Source organism: Thermomonas sp. (genome assembly GCF_041919455.1).
Classification (GTDB): domain Bacteria; phylum Pseudomonadota; class Gammaproteobacteria; order Xanthomonadales; family Xanthomonadaceae; genus Thermomonas.
In genome coordinates this window covers 1-13,289 of the sequence record NZ_JAYRTQ010000016.1, presented here as the reverse complement: position 1 = coordinate 13,289, position 13,289 = coordinate 1, and the positions used below count along the sequence as shown (strand labels likewise).

At 68.3% G+C, this 13,289-nt stretch carries 14 protein-coding genes; 8 read left to right on the top strand and 6 right to left on the bottom strand.

Features of this window, described 5'->3' with window-relative positions; genetic code table 11:
- Positions 1–62 precede the first annotated feature (62 nt).
- Entirely contained in the window at positions 63–698 is a 636-nt protein-coding gene (locus ACE3T8_RS11355) for an energy transducer TonB (RefSeq protein WP_374609310.1), read from the top strand.
- 151 nt (positions 699–849) lie between these two features.
- Positions 850–1,413 carry an energy transducer TonB gene (locus ACE3T8_RS11350; RefSeq protein ID WP_374609309.1) on the top strand — a complete coding sequence of 188 codons (564 nt, stop codon included), beginning with the start codon at positions 850–852 and terminating at the stop codon, positions 1,411–1,413.
- A 75-nt stretch (positions 1,414–1,488) separates the two neighbouring features.
- Here the strand turns inward: ACE3T8_RS11350 and aroA are convergent, their stop codons facing one another.
- Genes aroA through serC form a run of 4 tightly spaced genes read right to left on the bottom strand, consistent with a single transcriptional unit; the run spans position 1,489 to position 6,163 of the window.
- Entirely contained in the window at positions 1,489–2,802 is a 1,314-nt protein-coding gene (aroA, locus tag ACE3T8_RS11345; RefSeq protein ID WP_374609308.1) for a 3-phosphoshikimate 1-carboxyvinyltransferase, read from the bottom strand.
- Positions 2,799–3,914: a histidinol-phosphate transaminase gene (hisC, locus tag ACE3T8_RS11340; protein ID WP_374609307.1), complete on the bottom strand. Its 1,116-nt coding sequence runs from the start codon at positions 3,912–3,914 to the stop codon at positions 2,799–2,801. The genes aroA and hisC overlap by 4 nt, the downstream gene beginning before the upstream one ends.
- 7 nt (positions 3,915–3,921) lie before the next feature.
- Positions 3,922–5,085: a prephenate dehydratase gene (gene pheA, locus ACE3T8_RS11335; protein WP_374609306.1), complete on the bottom strand. Its 1,164-nt coding sequence runs from the start codon at positions 5,083–5,085 to the stop codon at positions 3,922–3,924.
- Complete coding sequence (serC, locus tag ACE3T8_RS11330; RefSeq protein WP_374609305.1) at positions 5,078–6,163, bottom strand: 3-phosphoserine/phosphohydroxythreonine transaminase; 1,086 nt, start codon at positions 6,161–6,163, stop codon at positions 5,078–5,080. Before serC ends, pheA begins: the two co-directional genes overlap by 8 nt.
- Before the next feature lie 172 nt (positions 6,164–6,335).
- Between serC and msrP the strand changes: the two genes are divergently transcribed.
- Complete coding sequence (gene msrP, locus ACE3T8_RS11325) at positions 6,336–7,301, top strand: protein-methionine-sulfoxide reductase catalytic subunit MsrP (protein WP_374609304.1); 966 nt, start codon at positions 6,336–6,338, stop codon at positions 7,299–7,301.
- A gap of 148 nt (positions 7,302–7,449) precedes the next feature.
- Positions 7,450–8,100: a protein-methionine-sulfoxide reductase heme-binding subunit MsrQ gene (msrQ, locus tag ACE3T8_RS11320; RefSeq protein WP_374609303.1), complete on the top strand. Its 651-nt coding sequence runs from the start codon at positions 7,450–7,452 to the stop codon at positions 8,098–8,100.
- On the opposite strand, the gene ACE3T8_RS11315 is transcribed toward msrQ, so the two are convergent.
- Positions 8,072–8,344, bottom strand: a complete 273-nt coding sequence (locus tag ACE3T8_RS11315; RefSeq protein WP_374609302.1) for a polyhydroxyalkanoic acid system family protein — start codon at positions 8,342–8,344, stop codon at positions 8,072–8,074. The two genes, msrQ and ACE3T8_RS11315, sit on opposite strands and share 29 nt — an antisense overlap.
- 96 nt (positions 8,345–8,440) lie before the next feature.
- Here ACE3T8_RS11315 and ACE3T8_RS11310 point away from each other — a divergent pair, with 96 nt between their 5' ends.
- Positions 8,441–9,232 carry an FHA domain-containing protein gene (locus ACE3T8_RS11310; protein ID WP_374609301.1) on the top strand — a complete coding sequence of 264 codons (792 nt, stop codon included), beginning with the start codon at positions 8,441–8,443 and terminating at the stop codon, positions 9,230–9,232.
- A 7-nt stretch (positions 9,233–9,239) separates the two neighbouring features.
- Here ACE3T8_RS11310 and ACE3T8_RS11305 read toward each other — a convergent pair whose 3' ends face one another.
- Positions 9,240–9,959, bottom strand: a complete 720-nt coding sequence (locus ACE3T8_RS11305; protein ID WP_374609300.1) for a hypothetical protein — start codon at positions 9,957–9,959, stop codon at positions 9,240–9,242.
- Between the two features lie 86 nt (positions 9,960–10,045).
- On the opposite strand from ACE3T8_RS11305, the gene ACE3T8_RS11300 reads away from it, so the two are divergent.
- From ACE3T8_RS11300 to ACE3T8_RS11290, 3 genes are all read left to right on the top strand, one after another.
- Positions 10,046–11,332 (top strand): patatin-like phospholipase family protein, encoded by a 1,287-nt coding sequence (locus ACE3T8_RS11300; protein WP_374609299.1) that lies wholly within the window; start codon positions 10,046–10,048, stop codon positions 11,330–11,332.
- A gap of 74 nt (positions 11,333–11,406) precedes the next feature.
- On the top strand, positions 11,407–11,997 hold the full coding sequence (locus ACE3T8_RS11295) for a phasin family protein (protein WP_374609298.1): 591 nt from the start codon (positions 11,407–11,409) through the stop codon (positions 11,995–11,997).
- Between the two features lie 153 nt (positions 11,998–12,150).
- Positions 12,151–13,140 carry a restriction endonuclease gene (locus tag ACE3T8_RS11290; RefSeq protein WP_374609297.1) on the top strand — a complete coding sequence of 330 codons (990 nt, stop codon included), beginning with the start codon at positions 12,151–12,153 and terminating at the stop codon, positions 13,138–13,140.
- Positions 13,141–13,289 lie beyond the last annotated feature (149 nt).

The window sequence follows — 13,289 nt, the reverse complement described above, 5'->3', positions numbered from 1 at the left end:
ATTATCGCCCGAGCGAAGCCGCATTGGCGCTGGCCAAACGATGCGCTGTGCCAGAATGCGGCATGGCCGATCCCGCCGTTCCGCGCAAGCCGCTGTTGCCGCCCCGGGCGGTCAAGGTCCTCGCCATCGCGTTCGGCGCGGGCTTGTTGCTGTTCCTGTTGCTGTGGCTGGACCAGCGCAACGACACCGAATTCTTCAAGGGTGGCGGCCCCGAGACCGCCGCGGGCAGCACAGATGGCCTGCCCGCGCCGTTGCCGGCCGATGTCGCCAGCGAGGACGGCAACGCCAGCGGCCTGCGCCTGCCGGACACGGCCAAAGGCAAGCCGCTGCCCGCCACCGAACAACCGCGCATCATCGACGAACCGCCTCCGCCTCCACCACCGCCGGTTGCGCCCGTCGCCCCGGCCGCCCCGATCGCCAGGGGGAGCGACACCCCGGTTCCGATCAGCCAGCCGCCGCCGCGCTATCCGCAGGAAGCGCTGCGCCGCAATGCAGGTGGAACCGTGCGGGTGAAGGTGACGGTGGCCACCGATGGCAGCGTGGATCGCCTCGACGTGGCGGAAAGCAGCGGCAACCGACATCTCGATCGCGCGGCGATGGAAGCCGTGCGTCGCTGGCGTTTCCAGCCGGCGGTGCGCGATGGCCAGCCCGTCGTCGCCGACGTGGTGGTGCCAATCGTGTTCAATCCCGGCGGGTGATTTCACCCGCGCGCAACGAAACGCGGACGCGAGCAAGACATCGCTGAATCCCCGCCTGGCTGCGGCCACGCAATCGATACGGATTGATGCCCGGCTAACGAACCGATCCGGACACTCGGTCGCGTGACACCCACACGACGAGGAGATCGACATGACGAATGTCCAGACCGACTTTGATCCGCAGTTGCAGCAGGAAGCGCCGCAGGACCTGCAGCCACAGCCGACGCGTGCCCGCAAGACGATCTTGCTGCTCGGCTTGCTCGCCATCACCGGCGCAGCCTGGTGGACCCTGCAGGATCGCAGCGAGCCCCTCGACGCCGCGCCTTCCTTCGCGTCCACGGAACCGCTGCCGGCCCCGATCGACGAATCGCCGATCACGCCAATTCCCGAACCCGCTGCCAAGTCCAGCGCAAAGGCACCGGCCGCTGGCCGCACGCGTGATGCATCCCTGATCGCCAGCAGCCAGGTGCTGCCGAAGTACCCGGCATCCGCGCTGCGAGCCGGTGAAACCGGCACCGTGCTGGTGATGGCCAGCATCGATCGGAATGGCGTGCCGATCGAGGTCAGCCTGGACGACCGCAGCGGCAATCGCGAATTCGATCGCTCCGCCCTGCAGGCCGTGCGCCAGTGGCGTTTCCAGCCGGCACTGCGGGATGGCAAGCCAGTGGCTGCCACGGTGCGTGTCCCGGTCGAGTTCGCGCTGGAACGCGGCTGATCCCGTACGGCACGTTGGCTAACGAAACGGCCCGCATTTCGCGGGCCGTTTCACTTGGATCACGCGTTTTTCCGATCAGGCGTCAGCCAAGGCGAAACCCACGCCGCGCGCCAGCGCATCGAAGCCGGGGAACGACGTGGCCACGTTGGCGACATCGCCGATGCGCACGTCACCACGCGCACGCTGCGCGCCCACCGCGAACGCCATGGCGATGCGATGGTCGCCTACGCTGTCGACCAGGCCGCCCTGCAGCGCGCCGGGATGGATCGTGGCGCCATCGGGCGTTTCATCGACCTGCAAGCCCAGTGTGCGCAAGCCGTTGGCCATCGCGGCCAGGCGGTCGGATTCCTTGACCCGCAACTCGGCCGCACCGCGCACGACCGTGGCACCCTGCGCATGCGCGGCGGCGATGAACAGCGCCGGGAACTCGTCGATCATGTCCGGCACCAGCACCTCCGGCACGTCGATGCCATGCAGCGGTGCGTGGCGAACCACCAGGTCGGCCACCGGTTCGCCGCCGTGTTCACCGGCGTGTTCCTCGACGATGTCGGCTCCCATCATCCGCAATGCCTGCAACAGGCCGGTGCGACGCGGGTTCAGGCCCACTTGCTTCAAGCGCAATTCCGAACCCGGCACGATGCTCGCCGCGACCAGGTAGAACGCCGCCGAGGAGAAATCCGCAGGCACCGCGATATCGGTCGCACGCAGCCGTTGCCCGCCGCGCAACCGCGCGAAGCCGGGCGAAAATTCGATGTCGACGCCGAACGCGGACAACATGCGTTCGGTGTAGTCGCGGGTCGGATGTGGCTCGCGCACCACGGTTTCGCCACCGGCATACAGGCCCGCCAGCAGCAGCGCGGACTTCACCTGCGCGCTGGCGACTTCCAGCGTGGTGTCGATGCCGACCAATGTGGCGCCACCATGGATGCGCAGCGGCGGCAGGCCGCCCGCTTCGGTGTCGATGCGCGCGCCCATCTTCGCCAACGGTTCGGTCACCCGCCGCATCGGCCGCTTCGACAACGACGCATCGCCGACCAGCACGCTGTCGAAGCGTTGCGCGGCCAGCAGGCCGGCGAGCAGGCGCATGCCGGTGCCGGCATTGCCGCAATCCAGTACGCCATCGGCGGGCTGCAGGCCATCGATGCCGACGCCATGCACGATCCGCCGCGACGGTGATGGGGTTTCGATGCGCACGCCGAGCCGCGAGAAGATCGCCGCGGTCGCGCGGGTGTCCTCGCCTTCCAGGAAACCGTCGATGGTCGAGACGCCATCGGCCAGCGCGGCGAACATCACCGAGCGATGCGACACCGACTTGTCGCCGGGAATCTCCAGCGCACCGTGCAGCGGGCCACCGGCGGACGCGATCCAGTCATGCGATCCGCCGCTCACTTCATCACCTCGTCCAATGCAGCCAGCAGGCGCTGGTTCTCGGCCTCAGTGCCGACGGTGATGCGCAGGCATTCGCCCAGGCCGTAGCCGCCCATCGGCCGCAGGACCACGCCGCGCCCGACGAGTCGTGCCTCGATCCGCGAACTGTGGTCGCCGAATTCGACCAGCAGGAAATTGGTCTGCGATGGCGCGACCTTCATGCCGCGTGCGCGCAACGCATCCGCAAGCGCTTCGCGCTGCGCGCTGTTGCCGGCGATCGAAGCCTGCAAATGATCGACATCGGCCAATGCGGCTTCCGCCGCGACCAGGCCCAGCGCATTGACGTTGAAGCTCTCGCGCACGCGCTCCATCACCGCGATCAGGCCTTCGTCCGCCACCGCGAAACCGACACGCAGGCCGGCAAGCGCATACGCTTTGCTGAAGGTACGGGTGACGACCAGGTTCGGATGGCGCGTGACCAGCGGCAACGCGGAGGCGTAGTCCGGCGCGTCGGTGAATTCGGCATAGGCCTCGTCGACCACCACGATCACGTCGGCCGGCACCGAAGCGATGAAGGCCTCGAAGATATCGGCCGAATACCAGGTGCCGGTGGGATTGTTCGGGTTGGCCAGGTAGACCAGCTTGGTGCGCGGGCCGATGCTGGCGCGCAACGCGGCCAGGTCGTGGCCGCGCGGCATGGCGTTCTCGCGCGGGAGTGCGGGTGCCGGCCGCAGGGTCGCGCCCGCGGCCTGCGCGGCGAGCGCATACACCGCGAAGCCGAACTTCGATGCCACCACTTCATCGCCCGGCCCGGCGAAGACCTGGGCGAACTGCATCAGCAATTCGTGCGAGCCGTTGCCCAGGAGCAGGTTGGCCGGTTGTACCCCGTGGTGCGCGGCCAATGCGCGCTTGAGGTCGCCGCCGAGCGGATCCGGATAGATGTGGATGCCGTCCAGTGCACGCTGGATCGCCTCGCGCGCCTGCGGACTGGCGCCATAGGGATTCTCGTTGCTGCCCAGCTCGACCAGTTGTGCCTCGGCGAAGCGACGGCGCAGCGCGACCAGGTCGTGGCCCGGGTCGTAGGCGCGCAACTCGCGCACGCCGGGCCGGGCCAATCGTTCGAAGTCGACCATGCGGGCCTCAGAGGATCGCGACAGGATAGGAACCGAGGACGCGCACTTCGTCGCCCTGGCTGGCGATCTCGTCCAGCGCGTCCTTCAGCGGCGATTCGTCGCGATGACCGGCCACGTCGATGAAGAATGCGTATTGCCAGAGGTGCCCGTGCGCCGGGCGCGACTCGATCCGGTTCATGCTGATGCCGCGCCGCGCCAGCGGCTCGAGCACGCCATAGAGCGCGCCGGGACGGTCGCGGATGAACACCAGCAACGAAGTACGGTCGTGGCCCGACGGCGGGAACGACTCGCGGCCCAGCACCAGGAAGCGGGTGGTGTTGTCGCTGCGGTCCTCGATCGGGCCCGCGATCTTCTTCAGGCCGTACACATGCCCGGCCGATTCGCCGGCGATCGCCGCCGCATCGTCCGCGTTGCGCGCGCGACGGGCGCCTTCGGCGTTGCTGGAGACCGGGATCTTTTCCGCCTTCGGCAAGTGCGTGCGCAGCCAGCCGCCGGTCTGCGCGAAGGCCTGCGGATGCGCATAGATGCGTTCGATGTCCTCGATCCGGCCGCTGCGCGACAGCAGGTGCTGGTGCACCCGCAGTTCGACTTCACCGCAGATCCGCAACGGCGAGGTCAGGAACAGGTCCAGGGTCACCTGGATGGTGCCCTGCCCCGAGTTCTCCACCGGCACCACGCCGAAATCGGCATTGCCGGCGGCGACTTCCTGGAACACTTCCTCGATGCTCGCCAGCGGCAGGCCATGCGCGGAATGGCCGAAATGCTTGTGCACCGCCTGCTGGCTGAACGTACCTTCCGGGCCGAGGTAGCCGATCTTGAGCGGCTCCTGCTGGGCCAGGCAGGCCGACATGACTTCGCGGAACAGCCGCACCAGGACTTCGTCCGACAGCGGGCCGTCGTTGCGGTCCACGACCTTGCGCAACACCTGCGCTTCGCGCTCGGGCCGGTAGTAGTCGACCGCGGCGGCGAGCTTGCCCTTGGCCTTGCCGACCTGGTGCGCCCACTGCGCGCGCTCGGCGATCAGTTCCTGGATGCGCCGGTCGATGCCGTCGATCTGCTCGCGCACGGCGCCGAGGTCGGGCTTCGGCTCGCCCTTGACGGCGGCATCGACCTGCGGCTTGGCCGGCTTTTTCGCCGTCGCCGGCTTGCGGGTGTCGTTTTTCTTAGCCATGGCGCTGCTGGAACTCCTGCATGAAGTCGGCCAGGGCCTGCACGCCGGCCTCCGGCATCGCGTTGTAGATGGAGGCGCGCATTCCGCCGAGGACGCGATGGCCCTTCAGCGCGACCAGGCCGGCCGCCTTGCTCTCAGTGAGGAAGGCAGCATCGAGCGCTGGATCATGGAGGAAGAACGGCACGTTCATCCGCGAACGCGCATCGGCAGCCACTTCGTTGCGGTAGAAGCCGCCTGACCCGTCGATCGCGGCATACAGCGCGGCGGCCTTGCGTGCGTTGCGGCGGGCGAACTCCGCCACGCCCCCTTCGTCGAGCATCCATTTCACGGTCAGCCCGAGCATGTACCAGTTCCAGCTGGGCGGGGTGTTGAGCATCGATTCGCCCTCGAGCTGGGCGCGGTAGTCGAAGATCGGCGCGCGCGGCTGGCCGGCGCGCTCCAGCAGCTCGCGGCGGACGATCAGCACGGCGATGCCGACCGGCCCCAGGTTCTTCTGCGCACCGGCATAGATGGCGCCAAAGCGACTGATGTCCAGCGGCTCGGACGCGATCGAGGAACTGAAATCGGCGATCAGCGGGACGTCGCCGACGTCCGGGATGTCGCGAAACTCGACGCCATGGATGGTCTCGTTCGCGGTGACGTGCACGTAGGCGGCATCGGCCGACAGCGACCACGCGCTGCGCGGCGGCAGGCTGCGAAAGCCGCCAGCCTCCGTGCTGGCAGCGATGCGCGCATCGGCGGTGGGCGCGGCCTGCTTCAGCGCGGTCTTGCCCCAGTGGCCGGTGACCACGTAGTCCACCGGCTGCCCGGCGTTGGCGAAGTTGAGCGGCAACAGGGCCTGCACCGTGGTCGCGCCGCCGGCGGTGAACAGCACCGCGTAGTCGTCCGGTATCGACAGCAATGTGCGCAGGTCGGCTTCGGTGCGGCGGGCGACATCGAGGAAATCCTCGCCGCGGTGGCTGATCTCGACGATCGAAGCCCCGGTGTCGCGGTACTCCAGCATCTCCGCCTGGGCCTGGCGCAGGACGGGTTCCGGCAGGGCGGCAGGACCGGGGCTGAAATTGAAGGCACGCGACATCGCAAGAGATCCGACAGGTCGAAACCCCGAGTATGCCGCAGTGCAGCACCATGCGCGGCCATGGTTGCTGCGGCAACATATTGCGGACGATTGGGCCGGTATGCGTGAAACTTCGCACACCGTCTTGGTTCTAAGCTTGCGACACCCTCCGCAACGCTGGGACAAGGACGCCATGAACCTGCGTGACGCACTCCGCATGCCCTCCTCCGACGTGACCGAAGAATCGGTCTACCGCGACCGCCGCCGCGTGCTGGCGATGCTGGGCGCGGTGCCTGCGTTGGGCATCGCCGGCTGTTCCGAGGCAGCGCCCCCACCCTCGACCGCCACGGTGACGCCCGAGCAGGCCAAGGCCGGCTTCCGCACCGCGGAAGAACAGACCCGCGAACTCGACGCGACCACCTACAACAACTTCTACGAATTCGGCACCAACAAGGATGACCCCTCCAACGTCGCCAAGACCCTGCGCACGACGCCGTGGACGGTCGCTGTGGGCGGACATTGCGCCAAGCCCGGCAAACTCGCATTGGATGATCTGCTGAAGGGACTGGCGCCGCAGGAACGGATCTACCGGATGCGCTGCGTGGAAGGCTGGTCGATGGTGATCCCATGGCTCGGCGTGCCACTGGGCGCTGTACTCAAACGGTTCGAGCCGACCTCGAAGGCGAAGTACGTGGCGTTCACCAGCCTGGCCGATCCACGGCAGATGCCGGGCGTTCGCTCGCCGGTGCTGGACTGGCCATATCGCGAAGGCCTGCGCATCGACGAAGCGATGCATCCGCTGACCCTGCTGGCCACCGGCATGTACGGCAAGACCCTGCCTCAGCAGAACGGCGCGCCGCTGCGGCTGGTGGTGCCGTGGAAATACGGGTTCAAGGGGATCAAGTCGATCATCGCGATCACCTTCGTCGAACGCATGCCGAAAACCTCGTGGAACATGTCGCAGGCGTCCGAATACGGATTCTTCTCCAACGTGAATCCTGCGGTCGCCCATCCGCGCTGGAGCCAGGCGAGCGAGCGCCGCATCGCCGGCAGCGCCAGCAAGCTGTTCGCGGAGCGCATCCCCACCCTGCCTTTCAACGGTTATGCCGCGCAGGTGGCATCGCTGTATGCGGGCATGGACCTGAAGAAGTGGTTCTGATGCTTTCACGGATGCCGCCAGAACGTCTCGGGTGCATCGGGGTGGCAGGCCTGTACGCGACTCTCGGCGACATGGATGTCGCCGAGAAGCCTACATGGACGTATTCACGGCGTGTCGCGCACAGGCTTGCCGCCCCGGTGCGCGCGCCATGACACCACACAAGCTGATCTTCGCCAAAGTCGCCGTCCACCTCGCCGCGCTTACGCCGCTGGCGATCCTGCTGTGGCAGATGTGGGGTGAAGTGAAGGGCTTCAGCCACGCGCTGGGTGCCGATCCCGTGGCCGAGATCGAGCATCGCTTGGGCATATGGGCGTTGCGCTTCCTGATGATCACCCTGGCGATCACCCCGCTGCGCCAGCTGACCGGCTGGAACGTGCTGATCCGCTTCCGACGCTTGCTCGGGCTGTACGCCTTCGCCTACGCCAGCCTGCACTTCGCCGCCTACCTCGGGCTGGACCTGCGCGGCTACTGGATGCAGGTGTTCGAGGACATCGTCAAGCGTCCCTACATCACCGTGGGCTTCCTGGCATGGCTGCTGCTGGTGCCGCTGGCGGTCACCTCGACGGCCGGCTGGATCAAGCGACTCGGGCGCAACTGGTCGCGCTTGCACAAACTGGTCTACGTGATCGCGGTGCTCGCGGTGCTGCATTTCTGGTGGCTGGTGAAGTCCGACCTGCGCGAGCCCGCGCTGTATGCCGCGATCGCCGCCGTATTGCTGGGCTGGCGCGCCTGGAAAGCGCTCAAGGCGCGTGCCAGCGCGAAGGCGAAGGCTAGAAGCGCTCCTTCAGCACGCGCCTGATCTCGTTCTCGATCGGATCCTTGAACATCGCGGTCAGGAAGCCGAGCTTGGCATGCACGTGTAGGTCGTCCTTGCCCAGTTCGATCTGGCCATCCACGCCCGAGCGGGTGAAGTTGAGGATGTCGCCGTCCCATGCGCATTCCATCTGGAAGCGCTCGGCCAGCTTCTTCGCGACTTCGTCGATCGCCTTCTTCGCCTTGGCCTTGGGCAGCGCGTGCGGGTGGCGGATATCGATGCGGGACATGCGGCGATCCAGTGAGGTGGGCAGTCCGCATTGTGCCGCCCGCGGATCGGCACAACCAGCCTGCACGGCACGACGCGCGTGCTAGATTGCCGCCCGATGAGCGAATTGCGCCTGCGTTTCAGCGATGGTGACCAGCCCGACCTGGCGGTCGGCGCCGGCGTGCATGCGCTCGGCCGCCTGCCCACCGGACTGGGTCCGGTCGATGGCGAACAGCCCTGGCTGCTGCGGGTCAGCAATGATCGCCGCGGCCTGTGGCTGACCGTGGCCGAAGGCCTGCGCGGCGTCCACGTCAACGGCCGCCCGGTGCAGCACGTGGCGATGTTGCGCGCCGGCGACAGCATCCATGTCGATGGCGGCGAGCTCCTGCTGCTGGCCGCCAACGCGGACCGGGTGGCGGCGCCCGTGATCGCCGGGCGCGACCCGGTGGGCAACCTGCGGCTGGTCCTTCGCGGCGTGGGCGGCAACCACCACGGGCGCAGCCTGAACCTGGAGAAGCCGCGCCGGATCGGCAGCGCCGCCGACGCCGACCTGCGCATCGATGGCCCCGGCATCGCCCCACACCATGCGTTGATCGAAGCGGTCAACGGACAGGCCGTCTTGCGCGATGCCAGCGCGGACGTGCAGGTCAACGGGCAACGGGTGCGCCAGGCGCTGCTGCAGGCCGGCGACCAGGTGGCGTTCGACGTGCAGCACCGTTTCGTGCTGGAAGGTCCGCCGCCGGCCGCCGTGGTGCCGCCGCCACGGGTCCGCGATGGCAATGGCGACGGGTTCGACGATGCGCCCGTCGAGGGTCGCCGGCACTGGACGCTGCGGATCCCGTGGCTGCTGCTGGCGGCAATCCTGCTGTCCGGTGCGCTCTCGGTGTTGCTGCTGTTCGGCGAGCGCTGAAGCGCGGTCAAGGCTGCCGGAACGGATCCGGATCGCCGGCGAACAGCCGTTCCATCACCCGCGTCTCGTTGTCGCCGATGTCGTCGAGGAAGCTGCGGATGTCGCCCAGTTCCGCAAAGGCGGCATAGCCGCGCTCCAGGAACGACTGCAATTCGCCCAGCCCGGCCGCGCGAGCGGGCACCCGCGAGAGTTTCAGCAACGTGCCGATACCCGGCATCCGCAACGCGCTGCCAAGCGTGGTGCCGACCTGCCCGATCAACGCGATCTGACGCGCGCGCAGGCGTGGATGCCCGACCTTGCGATAGGCCTGCGCGTACAACGCCGCATCCAGTGCGCGCCGGCGCGGCGCGAGCTGGTGCAGGGCCTCGGCCATGCGCAGGTCCAGCGCATGGGTCAGCGCGCCCAGTTCGATGCCGGTGGCGATCGCGTCCAACAGCGGCGCCGGCAACAACCGCTGCATCATCGGGATGACCCTGGCGATGTCGGCGTCGCGCTGGCTGAAATCGTGGTCGCCGTAGACGTCGGTCAGGAAGAATCGCGCTGCCGGGCGCCGCGCCGGATCGCGCAGGAAGCCGTCGAAGCTGCGCTCGAGGCGCAACGCCTGCCAGGACTGCAACGCCTTCAGCCAGCGCAGGCGGTTGCGCGGCTCCAGCGCCGGGTCGAGCACGTGCTGGTGCCACGCCAGTCGGCATGAGAGTCGCGCGATGGGATCGGGCCGTGCGGGCATCGCCGCAGTGTCCGGGCCGCCATGCGTCGACGCAATACTCCAACCCGCTCCGCTACACTCGAGCGCGACCCACGCGAGCGAACCGAATGCTGTCACTACACGCTGCCCAGCAACGCCACCCCGGCCGCAGCCATGCCCCGCGCATCGGCCTGGCCATCGCCGGCGGCGGGCCGATCGGGGCGATGTACGAACTCGGCGCACTGCGCGCCCTGGACGAGGCCTGCGACGGCCTGGACCTGACCCGGCTGGACTGCTACGTGGGCGTGAGTTCCGGCGCGTTCTTCGCCGCCGGCCTGGCCAATCGCATGGACACCGCCGAGCTGTGCCGGATCTTCATCACCGGCGAAAGCGACGACGTGGTGTTCCGCCCGGAAACTTTCCTGCGCCTGGCCACCGACGAATACCTGCGGCGGGCCGTCGCGTTCCCGAAGCTGGCCGCACGGCTCACCCACGACATGCTCTCCGGGCGCGGCGATTCGCGCTGGTCGGACATCGTCACCCGCATCGGCGGGCTGGTCCCGACCGGCATCTTCGACAATGCCGGTGTCGAGCATTTCCTGCGCGAGGTGTTCACCCGGCGCGGTCGCAGCAACGATTTCCGCAAGCTGGAGCGCCCGCTGTACGTGATCGGCGTGGACCTGGACAGTGGCGAGGCCGTGCGCTTCGGCGGCGAAGGCTGGGACAACGTGCCGATCTCGCGCGCGGTGCAGGCCAGCGCCGCCCTGCCAGGCCTGTATCCACCCGTCGACATACGCGACAGGAGCGGTCGCGTCCGCCATTTCGTCGACGGCGCGCTGCGCCGGACCATGCATGCCTCGGTGGTGCTGGAGCGCGACGTCGACCTGATGCTTGGGATCAATCCGCTGGTGCCGTTCAATCCAGGCACCGATGCCTATGCCGACGCACAGGCACACCGCTTCAGCGACCGCCGCATCGCCGAGGGCGGTTTCCCGGGGGTGATTTCGCAGGCGCTGCGCACGATGCTGCAGTCGCGCATGCAGGTCGGGCTGGCGCGCTATCCGGGCCAGTACCCGCACATCGACCAAGTCGTGTTCGAGCCCAACGCCGACAACCGCGAACTGTTCTACACCAACATCTTCAGCTTCGCCGCGCGCCGCCGCATTTCGCAGCTCGCCTACCGCAACACCCTGGCGGACCTGCGCAAGCGCCGCGACGAACTGGAACCGGTGCTGGCGCGCCACGGCATCCGCCTGCGCGCCGACGTGATCGCCGACCGGCCGCGCTCGATCATCGCCCACCTGCCGGCGCAACCGCGCAGCACCGAGACCACCGCGATCCTCGATCGCGCGCTCGACGAAATCGAGCATCGCCTGCGCACCGGCAAGCGCGCGCAGGCCCGCGGCATGGTGTGAATGCTCTAGACGCCGACGCGATCCTGCGTCGCAATCCAATCCCCGCGCGTCGCCGACGCACATAGAGAATCGACATGGCCAAGCTCAAGAAAACTGCGCGCAAGACCGCCTCGGGCACCAAGCAGGCGTCCCAGGACCAGGCCGAACGCCTGGGCAAGTCGATCACCGAGTCCGCGCAGCAGATCTGGCTCGCCGGGATGGGCGCGTTCAACCGCGCGCAGGCCGAGGGCGGCAAGCTGTTCGAGAGCCTGGTCCGCGACGGCCTGTCGCTGGAGCAGACCGCGCGCAAGCTCGCCGGCAACCGCGCCAACGTGGTGCGTGACGTCGTCGAGGGCCGCGTGGGCCAGGCGCGCGAACGCGCCGTCGACACCTGGGACAAACTGGAAAAGGTGTTCGAGGATCGCGTGCAGCGTGCGCTGGTCAAGCTGGGCGTGCCGGGCCGCGACGACCTGAATGCCCTGACCCACCGCGTCGAGCGGCTGACCGAGGAGCTGCGCAAGGCCAATGGCGGCAGCGCCCCGAAGACCGCCAAGGCTCCCCGCAAGCCGGCCGCGCCGAAGCCGGCCAAGGCACCGCGCCAAGCCAGGGCCCCCAGGGCTGCGAAGGCGACCAAGGCCCCGGCTCGCAAGGCCGCCAAGGCCGTCGCCGAAGCCCCGGCCGGCTGATCCGTCCAAGTCCCGCCAGTCCGTTGCTTCGCTCGCTCCCTCCCCCTGCGATTCCCGGACTGGCGGGCTTTTCCCCCGCCGGTGATCGCGTCGATGACGCCGCATTGGCCCGGCAAGGGCTATAGTCCCTGCCCCGTGTTTGCTTTTGCCTTTATGTCCCCGATCCTGATCGCGTTGCTGGTGTTCGTCGCCCTCGGGCTGGCGGCCACGGCCTGGTTGCGGCGCACGCCGTCGTCCCCTTCCGCTTCGCAGGCAAGCGAGCGTGGCGCCGCCCAACTGGGCACCTTGCGCTGGCGCGACTTCACCCGCCTTGTGCTGCAGGCCATGCATGGCCGGGGCTATCGCACCGTGGTCGAGGACGGCATGCCGGCCGACGGCATCCCGACCGATGGCGGCGACATCGTGCTGGAACGTGGTGGCGAGCGCACGCTGCTTTCCGTGAAATACGGAAGTGCCTCGATCGTCGGTGCCCAGGCCCTGCTCGGGCTGGTCGGCTCGGCGACCCTGCGTGGCACCCAGAAAGTGATCGTGGTGACGCCTGGGCGCTTCGACGAGGAAGCCACGCGCCTGGCCCGCCAGCAGGACATCGAACTGATCGACGGCGAAGATCTCTGGCCTGAAGTGCGTCCGTATGTCGCCCGACCTGCGCAGGACGCCGCTCCCGCACCCGCACCGGTGGAGACAGCGACTCCCGCGAATCCGAAGATGCTGGGCATCGCCTGGGGCGCCGCCGCAGTGGTCGCCGCGGTGGCCTGGATGATCGCGCAGGGCCTGGAACCTGCGTCGACGGCCTCGCCCGCCGCACCGGACACTGCCTCACAGACGCCGGCCGCCCCGGCCGCACCGGTGGCGGCCACACCCGCCATCGAGCGCGTGGATGTAGTTCCCACCGATCCGGCTGCGCTCGAGCAACGACGCAAGGAAACCGCGAACGCGATCTCGACCCTGTTCGGGGTGGATCGCGCGTTCTGGTCGACACAGTCGACCCTGCTGGTCTACCTGTCCACCGACGTGGCGGATCCGTCCAGCGAACTCTGCCCGTTGCTGGAGCGCTATCCCGAACTGGCGGCGTCACGCGTGCAGATGCAGCCGCCGCAGGGCAGCACCAAGCCGGTCCGCTTCAAGCAGTGCCGCTCGTATTGAGCCAGCGACGCGGATTTCTTCCTGTAGGAGCAACTGTCTTGAGCCTAAGCGGCTAGCGTTCTCCATTCGGAGCCATCGCGAAGCATGGCGTTGAGCCGGATCAGGAGCACCCGCATGCACGCCACGAGTGCGACCTTGGCGCACTTCCC

Bases quoted from the DNA above. Each gene is read 5' to 3' on its own strand.
- msrQ (WP_374609303.1), top strand. From the start codon at position 7,450: ATGACACCACACAAGCTGATCTTCGCCAAAGTCGCCGTCCACCTCGCC.
- msrP (WP_374609304.1), top strand. From the start codon at position 6,336: ATGAACCTGCGTGACGCACTCCGCATGCCCTCCTCCGACGTGACCGAA.
- ACE3T8_RS11290 (WP_374609297.1), top strand. From the start codon at position 12,151: ATGTCCCCGATCCTGATCGCGTTGCTGGTGTTCGTCGCCCTCGGGCTG.
- pheA (WP_374609306.1), bottom strand. From the start codon at position 5,085: ATGGCTAAGAAAAACGACACCCGCAAGCCGGCGACGGCGAAAAAGCCG.
- serC (WP_374609305.1), bottom strand. From the start codon at position 6,163: ATGTCGCGTGCCTTCAATTTCAGCCCCGGTCCTGCCGCCCTGCCGGAA.
- hisC (WP_374609307.1), bottom strand. From the start codon at position 3,914: ATGGTCGACTTCGAACGATTGGCCCGGCCCGGCGTGCGCGAGTTGCGC.
- ACE3T8_RS11315 (WP_374609302.1), bottom strand. From the start codon at position 8,344: ATGTCCCGCATCGATATCCGCCACCCGCACGCGCTGCCCAAGGCCAAG.
- ACE3T8_RS11300 (WP_374609299.1), top strand. From the start codon at position 10,046: ATGCTGTCACTACACGCTGCCCAGCAACGCCACCCCGGCCGCAGCCAT.
- ACE3T8_RS11295 (WP_374609298.1), top strand. From the start codon at position 11,407: ATGGCCAAGCTCAAGAAAACTGCGCGCAAGACCGCCTCGGGCACCAAG.
- ACE3T8_RS11355 (WP_374609310.1), top strand. From the start codon at position 63: ATGGCCGATCCCGCCGTTCCGCGCAAGCCGCTGTTGCCGCCCCGGGCG.
- ACE3T8_RS11305 (WP_374609300.1), bottom strand. From the start codon at position 9,959: ATGCCCGCACGGCCCGATCCCATCGCGCGACTCTCATGCCGACTGGCG.
- ACE3T8_RS11310 (WP_374609301.1), top strand. From the start codon at position 8,441: ATGAGCGAATTGCGCCTGCGTTTCAGCGATGGTGACCAGCCCGACCTG.
- ACE3T8_RS11350 (WP_374609309.1), top strand. From the start codon at position 850: ATGACGAATGTCCAGACCGACTTTGATCCGCAGTTGCAGCAGGAAGCG.